14 protein-coding genes are annotated in these 19,069 nt (G+C 37.4%); 13 read left to right on the top strand and 1 reads right to left on the bottom strand.

Features of this window, described 5'->3' with window-relative positions:
• Window positions 1-227: 227 nt before the first annotated feature.
• The 7 genes from AC3CH7_RS06380 (at window position 228) to ssuE (ending at window position 8,280) form a co-directional block, all read left to right on the top strand.
• Window positions 228-755: a YceI family protein gene (locus AC3CH7_RS06380; RefSeq protein ID WP_025113709.1), complete on the top strand. Its 528-nt coding sequence runs from the start codon at window positions 228-230 to the stop codon at window positions 753-755.
• A gap of 186 nt (window positions 756-941) precedes the next feature.
• The gene (locus AC3CH7_RS06375) at window positions 942-1,868 is read left to right on the top strand and encodes an NAD-dependent epimerase/dehydratase family protein (protein WP_012293006.1); all 927 of its coding nucleotides are present in this window, start codon (window positions 942-944) and stop codon (window positions 1,866-1,868) included.
• Window positions 1,869-1,969: 101 nt separating this feature from the next.
• Entirely contained in the window at window positions 1,970-3,250 is a 1,281-nt protein-coding gene (locus AC3CH7_RS06370; RefSeq protein ID WP_036160870.1) for an AAA family ATPase, read from the top strand.
• A complete protein-coding gene (locus AC3CH7_RS06365; RefSeq protein WP_012293008.1) occupies window positions 3,247-3,822 on the top strand; it encodes an RloB family protein in 576 nt (191 codons plus the stop codon). Before AC3CH7_RS06370 ends, AC3CH7_RS06365 begins: the two co-directional genes overlap by 4 nt.
• Window positions 3,823-3,947: 125 nt before the next feature.
• On the top strand, window positions 3,948-6,029 hold the full coding sequence (locus AC3CH7_RS06360; protein WP_012293009.1) for a catalase: 2,082 nt from the start codon (window positions 3,948-3,950) through the stop codon (window positions 6,027-6,029).
• Window positions 6,030-6,236: 207 nt separating this feature from the next.
• Entirely contained in the window at window positions 6,237-7,574 is a 1,338-nt protein-coding gene (gene lpdA / locus AC3CH7_RS06355) for a dihydrolipoyl dehydrogenase (protein WP_200990943.1), read from the top strand.
• 139 nt (window positions 7,575-7,713) lie between these two features.
• On the top strand, window positions 7,714-8,280 hold the full coding sequence (ssuE, locus tag AC3CH7_RS06350) for an NADPH-dependent FMN reductase (protein ID WP_012293011.1): 567 nt from the start codon (window positions 7,714-7,716) through the stop codon (window positions 8,278-8,280).
• Window positions 8,281-8,326: 46 nt separating this feature from the next.
• On the opposite strand, the gene AC3CH7_RS06345 is transcribed toward ssuE, so the two are convergent.
• Window positions 8,327-8,479: a hypothetical protein gene (locus AC3CH7_RS06345; RefSeq protein ID WP_012293012.1), complete on the bottom strand. Its 153-nt coding sequence runs from the start codon at window positions 8,477-8,479 to the stop codon at window positions 8,327-8,329.
• Between the two features lie 211 nt (window positions 8,480-8,690).
• On the opposite strand from AC3CH7_RS06345, the gene AC3CH7_RS06340 reads away from it, so the two are divergent.
• The 6 genes from AC3CH7_RS06340 to AC3CH7_RS06315 all read left to right on the top strand — a co-directional run bounded on the left by AC3CH7_RS06340 (window position 8,691) and on the right by AC3CH7_RS06315 (window position 19,030).
• Window positions 8,691-10,079 (top strand): aldehyde dehydrogenase, encoded by a 1,389-nt coding sequence (locus tag AC3CH7_RS06340; protein WP_031418804.1) that lies wholly within the window; start codon window positions 8,691-8,693, stop codon window positions 10,077-10,079.
• A gap of 323 nt (window positions 10,080-10,402) precedes the next feature.
• A complete protein-coding gene (locus tag AC3CH7_RS06335; protein WP_031418807.1) occupies window positions 10,403-11,869 on the top strand; it encodes a UDP-N-acetylmuramoyl-L-alanyl-D-glutamate--2,6-diaminopimelate ligase in 1,467 nt (488 codons plus the stop codon).
• 134 nt (window positions 11,870-12,003) lie between these two features.
• Window positions 12,004-13,581 (top strand): peptide chain release factor 3, encoded by a 1,578-nt coding sequence (locus tag AC3CH7_RS06330; RefSeq protein ID WP_012293015.1) that lies wholly within the window; start codon window positions 12,004-12,006, stop codon window positions 13,579-13,581.
• Window positions 13,582-13,773: 192 nt separating this feature from the next.
• Window positions 13,774-16,827: an efflux RND transporter permease subunit gene (locus AC3CH7_RS06325; RefSeq protein WP_012293016.1), complete on the top strand. Its 3,054-nt coding sequence runs from the start codon at window positions 13,774-13,776 to the stop codon at window positions 16,825-16,827.
• 20 nt (window positions 16,828-16,847) lie between these two features.
• Entirely contained in the window at window positions 16,848-17,933 is a 1,086-nt protein-coding gene (locus AC3CH7_RS06320; RefSeq protein ID WP_036160873.1) for an SDR family oxidoreductase, read from the top strand.
• A gap of 338 nt (window positions 17,934-18,271) precedes the next feature.
• Window positions 18,272-19,030 (top strand): TerC family protein, encoded by a 759-nt coding sequence (locus AC3CH7_RS06315; protein ID WP_012293018.1) that lies wholly within the window; start codon window positions 18,272-18,274, stop codon window positions 19,028-19,030.
• The last annotated feature ends 39 nt before the right edge of the window (window positions 19,031-19,069 follow it).

Genomic DNA, 19,069 nt, shown 5'->3' with positions numbered 1-19,069 from the left:
ACTTTTAACAAAAAATAATTAAATTACTTGACGTAATTTAATTATTAATATATAGTAAGTTACATAAAGTAATCAATTACTTTTCATAACCAAAGTAGTACAAAAAGATAAGTAACTACAAATGTTTAGCCTAATCAATGTTGGGTAACATAATTCATGTAGTTGCTTCATATTTTAAAATATATCTCGAAATCGAGATAAAATCAACTTATTGGAGGAATTTTAAAATGGCAAAATGGAATATTGATTTAGGGCACTCAGCAATTAACTTTCAAGTAAAACACATGATGGTATCAAAAGTGAAAGGTGTATTTGATAAATACACAGCGGACATTGAGGCGGCAGATCTTGCAGACTTAACAACTGCTAACATTAGCTTTACTATTGATCCAGCAAGTATTAATACACGTAGTGAAGATCGTGATAACCATTTAAAAGCAGCGGATTTTTTTGATGCTGAACAATATCCAACAATTACGTTTAAATCAACAGACATTACTAAAAAATCTAGCGATGAATATTCAGTAACAGGAGACTTAACTATTAAAGGTGTAACAAAATCAGTAACATTTGATACAGAATTTAATGGCAAGGGTACTAATCCTTGGGGGCAAGAAGTATATGGTTTTGAAGCTGAAACAACTATCAATCGCGAAGACTTTGGTTTAACTTGGAATGCAGCCTTAGAAACTGGTGGAGTACTTGTAGGTAAAGATATTAAAGTATCAGTTGAGTTAGAAATTAACCCAGCTTAATAAAGAGATTTTCTTGCATGCTTGAAGGTATATTCAAGCATGCTTTTTATATGTCCAAAAAAAGGTATGTTCTTAAGAAATATTCTAGTAATGATATTTTGTAAATTAATTCCATTGAGTATGTTTTTTGCATATTTTTAGCAAATTCTGCATATAAATCATCATATTGTTTTTGGGGGCGATAGGATGAATGTATTAGTGACAGGTGGCTATGGTTTTATTGGCAGTGCAGTAGGTAGGCGTTTTTTTGAAGAAGGTGCATCTGTTTATATTATTGATAATTTAAGTACAGGTCACTTACGGAATGTTGATTTTGAGCATAAATCTTATCTTTTAAATGTGGAGGATGAGGTTTGTGAGCACCTTTTTAAAGAGACACATTTCGATGTGGTCATTCATTGTGCAGCACAAACGAGTGTTCAACAATCCTTACAGGAGCCAGTAAAGGATATTTTGACGAATATTGTTGGGCTAAGTCAAATGCTCTTTTTATCATCTAAATATAAGGTAAAGCATTTTGTTTTTGCCTCCTCAGCTGCTGTGTATGGAAATAGTCACTATCCGCCACTAGAAGAAACAGATGTGTGCGAACCTATATCAATGTATGGGCTAAACAAGAGCATAGGGGAAACCTATTGTGAAAAATGGCAAAAGGATTATCGGTTACCTATCCTTATTTACAGATTCGCCAATGTTTTCGGTCCAAGACAACAAATGCAAGGTGAAGCTGCTGTCATCCCAAGTATGTTAAAGAGTAGCATGGAGGGAAGACCCTTTACAATTTATGGTGATGGTGAACAGACACGTGACTTTATTTACGTCGATGATATTGCAGATGCCATTTATGCCGGTGTCCATTCAAGATTACAAGGTATCTATAATGTGTCCACAAATGAAGCGTGGTCTCTTCATCAAGTGATTTTGTTGCTTCAGCATTTAAATCATCCACTTGAAATTCAATATGCACCCGCACGAGAAGGAGATATTGAACATTCATTTTTAAATAATGACAAATTAGCCAATGCAATTGGTTGGAGACCCAAAATTTCTTTTGCAGAGGGAATTGAACGTACGTTGAATGCTTTACAAGTTGATAAATTGGCGGAAATTTAACTATATAGAGGATTCGGCATATTACACAGTGTAATATGTCTTTTTCTATGTCTATAGTATAATAATTCATTAAAGAAATGGATGTGGACGGAGGCTTACATATGCTTGTAGATTTTAGAGTGAACAATTGTCTAAGCTATAAAGAGGATACATTATTTTCAATGGTAGCAGGAAGTCGTCTACGAAAATGGAAGGATACCCATACCATACCGTTGGATGATTCACTTCGTGTCGTGAAAAGTGCATTTATTTTTGGGCCGAATGGAAGTGGTAAATCCAATCTATTTACCGCGCTTAAAGTTTTGAGAACCTTACTCTTTAATTTTGAGAATTTAAACAATGTTAAACAATTACGCCTGCCTTATCAACCATTCAAGCTAGGAAGTCAGCAGGGCCAACCAACAGAATTTATGATTTCATTATTTTTGGACGGTGCTTTGTATGAGTATGAAATTCAGTACAATGCTTCCATCATTCTATATGAGCGTCTTCACAAGACAACTCATAATTTGAAGGAAGAGCTTTTTGTCCGACGATGGGATGGTGTGGATTATTCGTATGAAACAGCTCATTCGACTGCACAGGAATTAACAAAATATACGCGGAATAATACAGCCTTTATATCAGTGCTACATGTTTTTAATGATTCAGACGCGTTAAAGGTATTCGATTGGTTTTTACATAAAATGCTGTTTCTAGATGAAGCGAATCGGTTATCAAGTCATCCTCTAATTCGTAAACTTGAAGAGGAGCCCTTTAAAAAAGAGGTCATCAAACTTCTTAAAATTGCCGATTTTTCAATTCAAGATGTCACGGCAAGACGTGTGGAGCGCAGAGAAAAAAATACCATTGGCTACGAATTTGACAGCCCTGAGGTCATTCAAGAAGTTGATATTGACCTACATTATTTATCATTTGATGAATCGGGTGTGCCCATCGGAAACGAGACGATCAATTGGACGATGGATTCTAAAGGTACAGTGCGCATGTTGCATTTAGCTTGTGTGATGGTAGATGCTTATAATAAAGGAAAAACTATTTTTATTGATGAATTCGATACAGCTTTTCATGTATCAATTTGCGAATTTCTAATGGCAATCATGAATAGTAAACGTAATACGAGTAATCAATTTGTCGTGACGAGTCATGAAATAGAGTTATTGGATCAGCCATTGCGTTCTGATCAAATTTGGTTTGTTAATAAAACCTTTAAAAATGAATCTGAGCTCTATTCTTTATTTGATTTTGCAGACTTGCAAAAAAAGCGTGGCGACCTTTCTTATGCAAAACGTTATTTAAAAGGAGAATTTGGCGCAACGCCCGTTATTAATGAATATTTATCTGAACAATATTTAGAAGAAGCGGAGGTATCTGAGCAGTGAGAGTACGTCAACAAGGAAACCGAACACTGCGGAAAACTATTTTAATTTATTGTGAAGGTGAAACGGAGCGTATTTATTTTGAACAGCTACGTATTTTGAAGCGCTCTAAAATGGTGAGTGTCAAAATAAAAAATGTTAAACGATCTGCCATCAAGCTTGCTCAACATGCTTATCGGGATTCTAGTTATCAATATTTTGATGAGGTCTGGATTGTTTTTGATAAGGATGATTTAACAGAAAAGCAATTGGAGGAAGTAAATCAATTTTGTGAGGAAAAAGAGATTCAAATTGCCTATTCTAATGAGGCTTTTGAATTGTGGTTACTTTTGCATTTTGAGGAAGTGGATAGCTCGGAAAAATATCCACGTGCCGTCTTAAATGACAAAATGGAACAACACCTCGGTGTGAGCCGATATTTCCGTCATAAGGCTGATGAGACGATTATTGCCCCCATTGCATTACGTCATGAAGTAGCGATTAAAAATTGTACAGACATGATGGCTCTTCGTAGTTCGGAGAGCCGTGACAACCCTTACTGTAACATACATGAAATGATACGATACATATTTTAAAAACGGTAGGTTCTTTTTGTGACGTAGGGGTCCTACTCTTTACTTTAGTGGAAATAGATTGTCAAATAAATGCATGTTTAATCCAAACAAACATATAGTGTCTATTGAGCGAAATCAGTAATAGTATGAAAGGGGATTGCGTGGATAAGCCAAATTCGAATCAACGCAAAAATATAGAGGAAAATGCCAAGGATCAGCAACTAGAGCCATTTCGTGTAGAGAACGAAGGCACAAAAATGACTACGAATCAGGGTCTTAGAGTGTCAAACGATGAGGATTCCTTAAAAGCAGGAGTCCGTGGTCCGACAATTATGGAGGATTTTCATCTTCGAGAAAAAATTACACATTTTGACCACGAACGAATTCCGGAACGTGTCGTGCATGCTAGAGGTTTTGCTGCACATGGTGAATTCGAATTGTATGAGTCGATGAGAGAGTATACGAAGGCGAAATTTTTGCAAGACCCGAAAAAGAAAACGCCAGTGTTTGTCAGGTTTTCGACAGTGGTAGGTAGTTTAGGTTCAATGGATACGGCTCGTGATGTACGGGGATTTGCAACTAAATTTTACACGGATGAAGGAAATTATGATTTAGTAGGCAATAATATTCCAGTCTTTTTTATTCAGGATGCCATTAAGTTCCCAGATTTAATTCATGCAGTAAAGCCTGAGCCGCATAATGAGATGCCACAAGCTGCCTCTGCCCATGATACGTTTTGGGATTTTGTGGCGAACAATCAGGAGATTGCACATATGATTATGTGGCATATGTCAGATCGAACAATACCTAGAAGCTTCCGTATGATGGAGGGTTTCGGGGTGCATACATTCCGTTTTGTTAATGATAGAGGAAGATCAAGATTTGTGAAGTTTCATTGGAAGCCTGTACTAGGTGTGCATTCACTAGTTTGGGATGAAGCTCAGATAATAGCTGGGAAGGACACAGATTTTCAGCGACGGGATTTATGGGAGGCCATTGAAATTGGAGATTATCCAGAGTTTGAGTTAGGGGTGCAAATACTTGAGCCAGAAGACGAATTTAAATTCGATTTCGATATTTTAGATGCCACAAAACTTTGGCCAGAAGAACTGATACCCGTAAAAATAATTGGAAAAATGACCTTAAATCGCAATGTGGATAATGTATTTGCTGAAACTGAGCAAGTTGCCTTCCATCCAGGAAATGTTGTACCAGGCATTGACTTTACCAATGATCCACTATTACAAGGTCGACTCTTCTCCTATTTAGATACACAGTTAATACGTTTAGGGGGTCCAAACTTTACAGAAATCCCTATAAATCGCCCTCTTTGTCCTGTGCATAATAATCAACGTAATGGTTTTAGTCGACAGGCAATTAATCTAGGAAGAGTAAGCTATCATAAAAATTCATTAGCCAATAATACACCTGCAACATCCACTGCAAGGGAGGGAGGATATGTTCATTATGAAGAAAAGGTTGAAGGGCGAATCACAAGGGCACGTAGTAAATCCTTTGACGATCACTTTTCACAAGCTAGACTCTTTTGGAACAGTATGTCCCCTCCTGAAAAACAGCACATTATAGATGCTTTTAGCTTTGAGGTTGGAAAAGTCAAGAGTAAATCTGTGCGACAACAAGTTGTAGATATGTTTGTTCACGTAGATAAAGCAATGGCTACAACTGTTGCTGAAAATGTGGGTGTTAACCCTCCTAGTGGCGAACAGTCCAAGGTAACAGCCTCTTCACCCGCACTTAGTCAAGCCAATACCATTAAATTACCTTATACACTTAGGGTAGGTGTTTTAATTGGTGATGGATTCGATGCGAATGAGGTAGGGGAGGTATTAAAATATTTAACAAGGCAGGGGGTGCGCTACAGCATTATTTCTGATCGACTAGGAGTTGTGACTGGAAATAATGGTGTTCAATTAACGGCAAGCGACACCTTTATTACAACCGATGCCGTATTATTTGACTCGTTATATGTGGTGGGTGTAAAGGCAAGTAATCAAGCTAAATTTAATACACATATCGTAAATTACATTAATGAGGCATATCGTCATTACAAACCGATTGGATTTGCCGTTACAGGTACAACGTTTTTCAATATGTCGAATGCCAATGTAGGGCCAGGTATTGTTTTAGCAACTGGGAATAAGGATTTTTCTAAAAAATTTGTAGACGCCATTGCACAACAAAGATTTTGGCAACGGAATATTTATTAAGCCTATTAGTTGGGAAAAATATACGCGTAATGAAAGTAAAGTCGAGGCCAGACTGGAGACAAAAGCAATTGAGAGAATACCTCTCAATTGCTTTTATTATTTTTCATCTTTAAGCTTTAAATTTCTGAAGGAACCCTTTCAATGACCTTACTGGTAATATTGCATTCAATTTTTGCAAATGATAAGGTGATACATGAGGTGAAAAATATGGAAAAATTTGATATAGCAATTATTGGTGCAGGGCCAGGAGGGTATGTAGCGGCCATTCATGCTGCCAAAAATGGCAAAAAGGTTGCGTTGATTGAACGAGATAAATTAGGAGGAGCTTGCTATAATGTTGGATGCATTCCATCTAAAATTTTATTGGAGCATAGTAAACTAGTGCAGGCAATAAATCGAGGAAATAGTTGGGGAATAGAAACAGACAATGTTAAAATAAATTTTCCTCGATTAATGCAACGTAAAGATACAATTATTCAAGAGCTTCTAACAAATATTGAGCACTATATTATCAACAACCATATAACTTTATATCGTGGTGAGGCCACATTAACTAAAGACTTACTGATAACAGTAGGAAATGAAACTTTGACGGCGTCAGATATTATATTGGCAACAGGCAGTAAACCATATGTTCCACCATTTGAAGGGTTAGAGTCCGCTACCTACTTTACAACAGATACATTTTTCAATCTTAAAGAGCTACCAGCACAGTTAACGATTATCGGTGGTGGTGTGATTGCAGTAGAAATGGCCTTTAGTTTAGCCCCCCTAGGAACGAGAATTACAATGCTTAATCATAGTGAGGATATTTTACAAACGGAAGAACCAGAGGCAAGACCCCTTATTCGAGAAAAGATGAAGAAACTTGGTATTGAGCTTATAACAGATTTCCAATTCGAAAAATTTGAAGGCCATACTATTCATACGACAAAAGGTATATATACATATGAAAATCTTCTGTTTGCGACAGGGCGTCGTCCTAATACAGAAATCGCTCAGCATTTGGAGTTAACTTTTGAAGGCCGTTTAATTGCCGTGAATGAGCATTTACAGACGAGTCAGCCTCATATTTATGCAATTGGTGATTTAGTCGGTGGTTATCAGCTTGCACATTCTGCGAGTGCGGAAGGAATCTATGCTGTGGATTATATTATGGGTAATCAACCAGCATTAATTGACCAAGCATCAATCCCGCGTTGTGTATATACACACCCTGAGATTGCCACATTTGGTTTACTAGAAGAACAGGTAAAAGTACCTTACACGATGACAAAAATGCCATTACAAACAAATCCAAAGGCTTTAATGGAGGGAAATACTGAAGGCTTTGTGAAGCTAATAACAAAAGAGGGCAGCGGTCAAATTCTAGGTGCTTGTGTTGTAGGGGATGGTGCAACAGAAATGCTGAATGCTATATTGGCGGCAAAAAACTCAGGTGGTACAGCTCTTTCTTTAGCACAAATGATTTTCCCACATCCGACTGTATCTGAGCATATTGGAGATACTGCCAAAGCTGTTTTTGGAAAAGCCATTCACCAATAATTGAAAAGCTATTGACATTAAAGAAATATATGTTAGATTAATTTTATAAGAATACTTGGTTTTGGAGTTGACTAGGCAGCTAGAGGCTTCTATTTTACAAGGCGGTTTTCGTTTGATTGTAAAATAGGGGCTTTTTTTAATGGCTTTTAAAAAATTAAGAGGAGCTGGTAAATTGACAAAAGCAGTAATCATTAATGGCAGTAACTCAAAAAGCTCTAGAGTTATGGCAATCCATGAAAAGGTTAAAAATCATTTAATGGCACAGGGTGTAGAAGTCCATTCCAATTATATTCATGAACTACCGGCTGTAGATCTAATAACAGCCAATTTTGCAAGTGAAAGTATACAGCTAGAGAATAAATGGATTGAGGAAGTACAAATAGTCGTCATTTTAACCCCTATATACAAAGCATCGTTTACGGGAATATTGAAAACTTATTTAGATTTACTACCCCAAAAAGCACTGCATGGGAAGGTCATTCTACCTATCGCTGTTGGGGGTTCTATTGGTCATTTATTAGCATTAGAGTATGCTTTGAAGCCTGTTTTAGCTGTACTAGGGGCGACCTCAATATCGCACTCTGTTTATATTGTAGATAAACAAATTATTCGGTTAGATGAAGGAGGTTTTGCCATAGAGGAAGAAGCAATCAGTAGACTAGAAGCAGAGTTAGAGCAGTTACGGCAATTATTAATCGCTAATTAAACATGATAAAAGCGCATTAAAGGGGTACCCTATAATGCGCTTTCATTTAATTTACTTCAAGATTTTCTTCGTTTTCTACCGGTGCTGTAGAAAGATATAAGAAAGCCTCATCTTGCAAAAGCAATAATTTTTCTTCACAAATCCCATGTGATAATGGTCCAGAAAAAATAGACTCCCACCATGTCGTTGTTGTTGTCATTCATCTACGCCCCCGTTTCGTTTAGTATGTAGTTGTGTAGTTGTATATTTCCCAAGATGAAAAAATTAAAACATTTCACATACTCAAATTTCTTCCCCCCTGATGTAGAAAGAGGAATTTTTCCTCCTGATGTTGTATCGTATAGACAATGATAGTTTGTTTCGAAATGAAAAAACTATGTATGCCATTTTTGAAAAGGGGTGCTTTATTGATGAATTTTACGTCTAAAGATGTGGAAAATATGATAACAGAGCAGCGTCAATTTTATTTTTCTCGTGCCACTAAAAGTGTCAAATTTCGAAAAGAGCAATTAAAAAAACTAAAGAAATCCATTTTGAAATATGAGAAGGAAATACTGAACGCACTATACTTAGACCTCCGGAAAAGTGAGTTCGAAGCGTATGCAACTGAAATTGGCATTGTCTTAGATAGTATTTCTTACATGGTGAAGCATGTGGAAGAATGGATGGAGCCAGAAGCAGTCAAAACACCTATTCAATATCAGATGGGTAAGAGCTTTATTGTTCGTGAACCGTATGGTGTAACATTAATTATTGGTCCGTTTAATTACCCATTTCAATTGGTCATGGAACCATTGGTAGGTGCTATTGTTGGCGGTAATACAGCTATCGTTAAACCGTCAGAAACATCTGTACACACTGCAGCCATTATAAAAAAGGTAATTGAAGAAACTTTTCACCCATCCTATATACGTGTAGTGGAAGGGGAAAAAGATGAGGTTACTGCCTTAATCCATGCTTCCTTTGACTATATCTTTTTTACAGGAAGTGTAGCAGTTGGCAAAGTGGTTGCTAAGGCAGCAGCAGAACGATTAACTCCAATTGCTTTAGAACTTGGAGGGAAAAGTCCAGCTATTGTTGATCAAACAGCGAACCTAGAAGTAGCAGCGAAGCGGATTGTATGGGGTAAATTCACAAATACTGGGCAAACATGTGTGGCACCAGATTATTTACTTGTTCACAAAGATGTTTATGATCGCTTTATGAAAATTTTAAAAGAGACGATACGTTCTTTTTATGGGAAGAACCCATTAAAAAGCCCTGATTACGGACGCATCGTGAATCTTAGACAGTTTGATCGTTTACAGCAAATTATTAAGGAAGAACGTGACGCTATAACATTCGGTGGACGGATAGATCGAGATGATTTATATATTGAGCCAACAATCATCGAATATGTAAAGTGGACAAGTCCTTCGATGCAGGAAGAGCTTTTTGGCCCTATCCTACCTGTTATGATGTATAACGATTTACCACTGGCAATTCATGAAATACGCCAATTACCGAAACCATTAGCGGCATATTTCTTCTCAGAGCATGAAAAAGCGACTCAATACTTTTTAGAGGAATTGCCATTCGGCGGAGGATGTATTAATGATACGATTACACATGTTGGTAACTTACACTTACCATTTGGAGGTGTTGGTCCATCGGGTGTGAAAGCATATCATGGTAAAGCAAGCTTTGAAAACTTTACACATGCAAAATCCATTTTAAAGAAATCTTCTAAGCTTGAGACGAATGTACTGTTTCCACCGTATAATCAAAAGGTGAAAATTGTACGCTCTATTATGAAATAGTTAAAATGGGGGTATCTTTTTTCAAATGAAGATATCCCCTTTCAAAAAAACCCTCCTTTGTATAGAAAAATATCCCCAAAAATCCCAACCTAGGCGTGTCGAAAAATGCCGATTAGTCATTAATTATGAAAAAATTGAAGAAAACGTATTTTTTGTTCAAATGAAAGCGTTTTCGTTAAAAAAACAGCACGGAGACATTTTATTTATCGCGAAATAAGTAGTAAAATAAGTTCAATAGAGCGTGGGGGGATTCATTTTGTCGTTTTTTGTCGAATAATCAAAAATGATGACATGAGTGTAGAGATTGATTGGAGGACTATGAAATGTATGCAGAGGAATTGTTAAGTGCATTACCTTTGAAAAAAATAATTGGCATGTTGCCAGACCAAGTGACTGATATCGTAGTAGATTCAAGAAGTGTACAGCCAAATAGCATGTTTGTTTGTATTAAAGGTTATACAGTGGATGGACATGACTATGCTCAAAAGGCTGTAGATGGAGGTGCTACGATTGTTGTAACAGAGCGGGAATTGCCGCTAGGTGAGATGATTGCTCAAGTAATTGTAAAAGACACAGACCGTGCAGTAGGCTTGTTAGCCGCAAAGTTTTTTGATTATCCTTCCAAAGATATAACGATGATCGGGGTAACGGGAACGAATGGTAAAACATCTGTAACAGGTATTATTCAAAATATTATGCATGGTATGGGTGAAAAATCTGCCTTATCTGGCACAATTGGCTTTAATTTAAATGGAATTTTATATGAATCTGCCAATACAACAAGTGATGCGTTATCAACACAACAAATGATTTTTAGAGCAAAAATGGAAGGCTGTCGTTTAATGACGATGGAGGTTTCATCCCATGGATTAGCACTTGGACGTTTAGCAGGTGTTGACTATGATGTAGCTATTTTTACAAATCTAACGCACGATCATCTTGATTTCCATGGTACGATGGAGGAATATGGGCATGCCAAAGGTTTATTATTCTCCCAGCTTGGACAAGATTTAGAAAAAAATAAATTTGTTGTGCTAAATGCCGATGATGCTTGGTCAGAGCGGTACGCAGCTATGACACCATTTCCAGTGTGGACATATGGTTTAAAAAATGAAACAGCAGATTTCCGTGCCATTAACTGTGAATATCACGATTATATGACATCTTTTGATGTGGAGATGTCAGAAGGAATTTATCGTGTGAAAATGAATTTACTAGGTGAATTTAACATTTATAATGTGTTAGCAGCAATGGTGGCATTTTATGGTCGTGGCTATTCTATGGAGGCCATTATTGAGCAAATCGAGCAACTTCCACCAGTTAAAGGACGTATGGAAAAAGTATGCTCTGAGCTACCTGTACAAATGTTTGTTGATTATGCACATACACCTGATGCTATTGAAAAAGCGATTGAGGCAGCACAACCATATAAAAAGGGCAAACTTATTTTCTTAGTTGGGACAGGTGGTAACCGTGATAAATCAAAACGTCCTGCCATGGCTGAGAAGGCGTCGGCAGCAGAGTATGTTATTTTGACAACAGATGACCCACGCTATGAGGACTATAATAGTATTACGGGTGATTTGGCAAAAGGGATGTTACATGACAATTTTGCCTGTATCGGAGATCGTGCAGAGGCAGTTCGTCATGCGATTGAGGTTGCTGAACCAGGCGATATGATTATTTTTGCTGGTAAAGGCCATGAGGATTATCAAATTATTGAAAATACAAAATTTCCGCATAGTGATGCAGAAATAGCAATAGAAGCTGGCCGTTTGAAATTTGTTTGATGGAATATAAGATTTAGGAAACCCTTTTAGATAGTACTAAAGGGTTTTCTTTTTGGCGATTTCATGTAAAAAGGTTGTACGAAAGGCAAGACTTCTTTTATTATTATTAAGTATGAAAAAAGGAGAATGACGAGATGAATTCAAATTTAGAAAAAGATATACAATCCCGTCGTACTTTTGCCATTATCAGTCACCCTGATGCTGGGAAAACGACGATTACAGAAAAGCTTTTACTTTTTGGAGGCGCCATTCGTGACGCAGGGACAGTAAAAGGAAAAAAAACAGGTAAGTTTGCAACATCTGACTGGATGGAAATCGAAAAGCAACGTGGTATCTCTGTTACTTCTTCCGTGATGCAATTTGACTATAATGGCTCACGTGTGAATATCTTGGATACCCCTGGGCACCAAGACTTCTCAGAAGATACTTATCGCACATTAATGGCAGTAGATAGTGCTGTCATGGTAGTGGACGCCGCTAAAGGGATAGAGGCGCAAACTTTAAAGCTATTTAAGGTTTGTAAAATGCGCGGTATTCCGATTTTCACTTTTATTAATAAATTGGACCGTCAAGGGAAAGAGCCGCTTGAGCTAATAGAAGAGCTTGAGGAAGTACTGGGGATACATGCATATCCTATGAACTGGCCGATTGGTATGGGGAAAGAGTTTCTTGGTATTTATGATCGTTACAATAAGCGTATTGAGCAGTTCCGTACGGATGAAGCTGAACGCTTTCTGCCAATAGATGAAAATGGTGAACTTGCTGTAGAGCATCCGATGAAAGTTACTTCTTATTATTCTCAAGCAATGGATGATATATTACTACTGGACGAGGCTGGTAATGAATATTCGGAAGAAAAAATTCGTCGTGGCGAATTAACACCAGTGTTCTTTGGTTCAGCTTTAACAAATTTTGGGGTACAAACATTCCTAGAGACTTACTTACAATTTGCACCAATACCACAGCCTAGAATTACGGAAGATGAGCAGTTTATTGATCCGCTTGAACAAGAGGAATTTTCAGGATTCATATTCAAAATTCAAGCTAATATGAATCCTGCGCACCGTGACCGTATTGCCTTTGTCCGTATTGTGTCTGGTAAATTTGAGCGTGGCATGAATATGACTTTGTCTCGTACTGGCAAATCCTTTAAAGTCACACAATCTACACAATTCCTAGCTGATGATCGTGAGACTGTAGATGAAGCTGTTGCAGGGGATATTATCGGTTTATATGACACAGGGACTTATCAAATTGGAGATACCGTAGTGGGTGGTAAAAAAACATTCCAATTTGAAAAATTACCACAGTTTACTCCAGAGTTATTTGTCCGTGTAACGGCTAAAAACGTAATGAAATCGAAGCAATTCCATAAAGGTATTTTACAATTAGTACAAGAAGGTGCCATTCAATATTATAAAACACTGCACACAGAGGAAGTTATTCTTGGAGCAGTGGGTCAACTTCAATTTGAAGTATTTGAACATCGTATGAAAAATGAATACAATGTGGAAGTAAGGATGGAGCCAATTGGTTCGAAAATTGCCCGTTGGATTGAAAATGAAGAGGATGTTAAAGAATCTATGTCCTCTGGACGTTCAATGCTGGTGAAAGATCGTTTTGATAATCTTGTGTTCTTATTCGAAAATGAGTTTGCCATGCGTTGGTTTGCCGATAAAAATGAAAACATTAAACTTTATAGCCTTCTTTAATAGTCAACACGAATCGACAATTTTGCGATTCGTGTTTTTTTACAAGGAAATTTGACACGGATTGTAGAATATATACAGTATTAGGAAATTTGAATTCGCAAATGCGCTTAAGATAGGAAATTAGCTCATTTATAAAATAATGCCCTTTTCGGCTATGATAGAAAGGAAGAGGTAGAAGAAGGAGTTTTTAATATGAACATCAGTAATTTTTCGATTAAAAGACCAGTATTTACTATTGTAACGATGCTATTTGTAATTTTATTAGGTGGTGTATCGTTATTAAAAATACCGATTACTTTAATACCTGAGCTAAATCCGCCAATAGGTGTAGTAGTCACCTCTTATCCGGGAGCCAGTCCAACAGAGGTGAATGAAAGGGTGACGAAGCCTTTAGAGGCAACACTAGCCACCTTACCAGGCATTAAGAAACTACAATCAACTTCACAAGAAGGAAGCAATTTAATCGTCCTTGAATTCAATTGGTCCACCAACCTAGAAGATGTCCAGCTTGATATTTTACAGAGAATTGATATGACACCACTTCCCAATGATGCGGGCAAACCAAGCTTTTTAAAGTTTGATCCATCCCAATTTCCCATTATTCAGCTTTCATTGCGGGCAGAAAATGAAAATGTAGATGTGCGCTTATTAGCAGAGGATTTAGAAAAGGAGCTTCGACGGACAGAGGGTGTCGCAAGTGTAAATGTTTCTGGGAAGCTTATAGAGGAAATACAAATAACGTTAGATGAGGTAAAGTTAGTCGAAAAAGGCTTAACACAGGCAGATATTATTCAAATAGTCCAAGCGAACAATGTATCACTTCCTGGTGACCCTGTTTTAACTGATGATGGAAAAATGTTAACAACACGTATTGTTAGTACTTTAACATCACCTCAGGATATAGCCGATTTAATTGTTTCCGTGAATCCTTTAACAGGTGAAGCGTTAACAGTTGGCAACCTCGCCTCTGTTAAAAGGGCAGAACAGCCATCTGTAACGACAACCCGTGCCAATGAGCATGCAGCAGTTCTTATGTCCGTTTTACAGGAGTCGGGTGCGAATACTGCTGAAGTGTCAAAGGAGTTTCAACAAACCTTAAATGAATTGCTAGAGAAAGAGCAATACAGGGGAATTACAGCAGACATATTAGTAGATCAAGGCAACTACGTGGATATTGCCATTAGCAACATAGGCTCTTCCTTAATTTTAGGAGGTCTGTTTGCGATGGTCGTTCTTTTTGTGTTTTTACGCAGTGTGAAGAGCCCTATCATTATTGGTATTGCCATCCCCTATTCGGTTATTGTGACATTTGTATTAATGTTTTTGGCTGATTTTTCACTCAATATTATGACATTAGGTGCTCTAGCATTGGGTATTGGCATGCTAGTGGATAATGCAATCGTTGTTATTGAAAATATTGAAAGACACTTAGGGTTAGGAAAAGATCCTATTACAGCAGCGCAGGAAGGGACAAGGGAAGTTGCTCTTGCGATTACTGCTTCAACACTAACAACAATCGCTGTCTTTATTCCTGTTATGTTCATCGAAGGACTGATTGGACAAATTTTTACAGAATTTGCTCTCACTATTTCATTTAGTTTAATTGCCTCTTTAGTAGTTGCCCTTACAGTAGTACCGATGCTAGCGAGTCGGCTATTAAAAATGAAAAGTATTAACTTTTATGAGCAGCGTAGTAAATCTCTATTTTATAGGCAGTACAAATCGTCTATTGTGTGGGTTCTGCAGCATCGCATGCTCCTACTAATTTTCACGGTAGTTTGCTTTGGCCTATCATTATTTGGATTGACTAGAATAGGTACTGAATTTTTACCACCTACCGATGAAGGTTTTACAACTATTAGCGTCAATCTTGAAAAGGGTGTAGCTGTATCGAAAACTGAACAGGTAGTCAGAAAGATTGAGGAACGTTTAAAGCAGGAAAAAGATGTGGATGTTTATGTTAGTTTAATCGGCGGTACACAACAATCACAATCACGTGGACAAACTAGCCCGAACCAAGCAGAGATGTATGTAAAGCTTGTGCCTTTAGCAGAAAGAGAACGTTCAATTTTTGAATTTGTTGAAGAGCTAGAGCAAGACTTACTGGGAGAGCTAGAGGAGAAGACTGAACTGACATTTAACGTATCGACAGCAACTGGCTCATCACCGCATACTTTAACGTTTCGATTAACCGACTCTGATGAACAAAGGCTCCAAGAGGCAGTCAATAAAGTACAACAAGACCTGCAAGCAATTGAAGAGGTGACGAAAGTTTCCACAGATTTAGATAATACTGTTCAAGAAATTCAAATTGAAGTAAACCGAGAAAAGGCAAAAGACTATGGTTTCATACCCGCGCAAATTGCACAGTCTGTCAATCAAATGACAAGAGGACAATTAACCTCCCAATTAATTGCAGAGGATGGTGCTGTATTACCTGTCTACACAGGTTTCGGTCAGCTCTTCAATGATAGTATAGATTCACTAAAAGCAATGCAACTGCGTTCACCAGCAGGGGTATTTGTGAAATTAGAGGATGTTGCGACAGTTTCTATAAAAGAGGGACCCGTCTCTATTCGCCGTTCAGATCAGGCGGCAGCAGTGGCATTTTTTGTTGAATATGAAACGAAGGAATCTTTAGGGGGAATATCGGCAAAAGTAGATAAAGCAATAAAGAGTGCTCAATTAGCTCCTACTACACAAATCGTATTTAGCGGTGATCGTGAGCTTTATGATAGTGCAATCGATGATATGCTATTAGCAGTGATTCTTGCCATTATATTAGTGTATATTGTGATGGCTGCTCAATTTGAATCATTCAAATATCCGTTTGTCATTATGTTTACGGTTCCATTAATGATCATAGGGGTAGCGGCTGCCATGTTTGCTACAAATACTTTAATTGGTGTGACATCTGTAATAGGAATTTTAGTACTTGTAGGGATTGTTGTAAATAATGGTATTGTGCTAGTTGATTATATTAATCAGCAAAAAGCAAATGGTATGTCTGCTTATGAAGCAATTTTACTAGCTACTCAGGATCGTCTCCGTCCAATCTTAATGACAGCGTTAACAACTATATTAGGGTTGTTGCCACTTGCACTTGGCATAGGTGAAGGAACAGAGATGAATCAACCGATGGGAATAGCTGTTATTGGAGGACTTGTGACTTCCACGTTACTAACCCTATATATTGTACCGATTGTTTATAGTTTAGTGGATAAAGAAACAAGAAAGATGCGTTAGAATCAAGGGGGGAATGGTAGATGAAAGTTCATTTTTTTACTGGTTTTCCTGGTTTCATTTCAAGTCAATTAATTAGGTCATTGTTCCGAAACAAACAAACGCAACAGGTTATAGCAATCGTATTGACTGGCGAAACCATTAAGGCCCATCATGAGAAAAATAAAATAGTAAATGAATTTCCTAACTGTTCGATTCGAATTGTAGAGGGTGATATTACCCTACCGAATCTTGGTGTAGATAATCAAGTAATAGAAGAAATCATACCTCAAATTGAAGTACTTTGGCATTTAGCAGCTATATATGATTTAGCTGTACCACGTGATATTGCTTGGAAAGTGAATGTTCATGGGACAACAATGGTGAATGAATTTGTGCGTTCTTTACCTAATTTAAAACGCTATATGTACTTTAGTACGGCATATGTGGCTGGTACACGTGAGGGGTTACTGCGTGAAAGTGAACTGATCCGACCATTCGCATTTAAAAATTATTATGAAGAGACAAAATATGAGGCTGAGCTCCGAGTAGAAGATTTAAAATCAGAAATCCCATTAACAATCATTAGACCTGGCATTGTGAGGGGACATTCTGAAACCGGTGAAACTATTAAGTTTGATGGACCCTATTTCTTTTTAAATTTAGTAGAACGCTTAAAATGTTTACCTATTATTCCGTATATTGGACAATCTACGTCTACAATTAATGTAGTACCAGTAGATTATATATTAAATGCCTCGACTTTTTTGGCATCAGAACAAGAGGCTGAAGGCAAGACACTTCATTTAACAGATCCGAACCCTCATCCTGTACAGGAAGTATATCGTACTATGGTGAAACTAGTGACGAATGCTTATCCGAAGGGGCGTTTACCGTTTGCGTGGGCAAAACTATCTCTGCAAATCCCTTTTATTCGGAGAAAGTTAGGGGTGGAACAGGAGACATTAGATTATTTAACATGGAATGCCACATTCGACACGACTGAAGCCCAGAAAATTCTACAAAAAGGTGGAATTACATGTCCTGATTTTATTCAAACGATGCCGAAAATGATTGATTTTTATTTAGCACATAAAGAAGATACGAGCTACCAGATACAAATTAAGTAATGAAAAAAACCATTTAGATATTTTTGTCAGCTGTAAATGATAGTGCTATAATATTTGAAAGAAGATACCTTCGACACTTTGTCAAAGGGGAGTAGCTAACAGGTTTTGCAATTGTACCTGGTTTCACATTCGTCAAGACATGGTTTTACCATCGGATGTGATAGTGAATGGCTCTATACGTAAAATGATGACTGATGACGTGTAGATTGATGTACCGATAAGGTACTAATTTACTTAGCGAGACCTTTGCCACTTAAGGCAGGGGTTTTTTTCTTTTGTAACTTTAGTGGAACAAGTCATTTTGGGGTATTTCGAGCTTAGAGGAGGCACTAGCATAAATGGAAGCAATAATATTACAATACGGCTGGGTTTTAATTGTCCTAGTTGTTTTAGAGGGTTTACTAGCGGCTGATAATGCAGTAGTAATGGCTGTAATGGTCAAACATTTACCGCAAGAACAACAAAAAAAAGCGTTATTTTACGGATTATTTGGTGCTCTGATTTTTCGATTCGCTGCTCTTTTTGTCATTACTGTTTTAGTAAACTATTGGCAAATACAAGCAGTAGGTGCGGCTTATCTGCTATTTATGTCGGCGAAAAATATTTATGATTTGCGCAAACATAAAAATGATGAGGAAGAAGATACGAGTGAAAAGGCTGGGAAAAAGGGGTCTGGATTCTGGTTAACTGTACTCAAAGTAGAAGCAGCAGATATTGCATTTGCTATTGATTCAATGCTGGCAGCAGTGGCTATCGCTGTCACGTTGCCTCATTTAGGGAATTTTGATATCGGTGGCATCAATGGTGGACAATTTATCGTTATGCTCCTAGGCGGTTTTATCGGGGTTATTATGATGCGTTTTGCTGCCCAATGGTTTGTTAAAGTATTAAATGATTATCCTTCACTTGAAACAGCAGCATTTTTAATCGTTGGCTGGGTAGGGGTAAAGCTCGTTGTTTTAACATTAGCCCACGAAAAAGTAGGGATATTACCTGCAGAATTCCCGCATTCCACTGCATGGGAGTTAACATTCTGGATTGTCTTACTAGGCATAGCATTTTTCGGCTATATAGTAGGTGTTCGAAATAAAAAATAGCTATTAGTCAGTAGACAAAAGCCATCGGAAAATTGGATA

It is taken from the genome of Lysinibacillus sp. F12, from assembly GCF_057773605.1.
Note: the sequence above shows the minus strand (reverse complement) of the source record. Positions and strands in the feature narration are given on the sequence as shown.

Excerpts from the sequence above, each read along its gene's own strand:
- AC3CH7_RS06380 (WP_025113709.1), top strand. The coding sequence starts at position 228 with ATGGCAAAATGGAATATTGATTTAGGGCACTCAGCAATTAACTTTCAA.
- AC3CH7_RS06375 (WP_012293006.1), top strand. The coding sequence starts at position 942 with ATGAATGTATTAGTGACAGGTGGCTATGGTTTTATTGGCAGTGCAGTA.
- AC3CH7_RS06370 (WP_036160870.1), top strand. The coding sequence starts at position 1,970 with ATGCTTGTAGATTTTAGAGTGAACAATTGTCTAAGCTATAAAGAGGAT.
- AC3CH7_RS06360 (WP_012293009.1), top strand. The coding sequence starts at position 3,948 with ATGAAAGGGGATTGCGTGGATAAGCCAAATTCGAATCAACGCAAAAAT.
- lpdA (WP_200990943.1), top strand. The coding sequence starts at position 6,237 with ATGGAAAAATTTGATATAGCAATTATTGGTGCAGGGCCAGGAGGGTAT.
- ssuE (WP_012293011.1), top strand. The coding sequence starts at position 7,714 with ATGGCTTTTAAAAAATTAAGAGGAGCTGGTAAATTGACAAAAGCAGTA.
- AC3CH7_RS06345 (WP_012293012.1), bottom strand. The coding sequence starts at position 8,479 with ATGACAACAACAACGACATGGTGGGAGTCTATTTTTTCTGGACCATTA.
- AC3CH7_RS06340 (WP_031418804.1), top strand. The coding sequence starts at position 8,691 with ATGAATTTTACGTCTAAAGATGTGGAAAATATGATAACAGAGCAGCGT.
- AC3CH7_RS06335 (WP_031418807.1), top strand. The coding sequence starts at position 10,403 with ATGTATGCAGAGGAATTGTTAAGTGCATTACCTTTGAAAAAAATAATT.
- AC3CH7_RS06330 (WP_012293015.1), top strand. The coding sequence starts at position 12,004 with ATGAATTCAAATTTAGAAAAAGATATACAATCCCGTCGTACTTTTGCC.
- AC3CH7_RS06325 (WP_012293016.1), top strand. The coding sequence starts at position 13,774 with ATGAACATCAGTAATTTTTCGATTAAAAGACCAGTATTTACTATTGTA.
- AC3CH7_RS06320 (WP_036160873.1), top strand. The coding sequence starts at position 16,848 with ATGAAAGTTCATTTTTTTACTGGTTTTCCTGGTTTCATTTCAAGTCAA.
- AC3CH7_RS06315 (WP_012293018.1), top strand. The coding sequence starts at position 18,272 with ATGGAAGCAATAATATTACAATACGGCTGGGTTTTAATTGTCCTAGTT.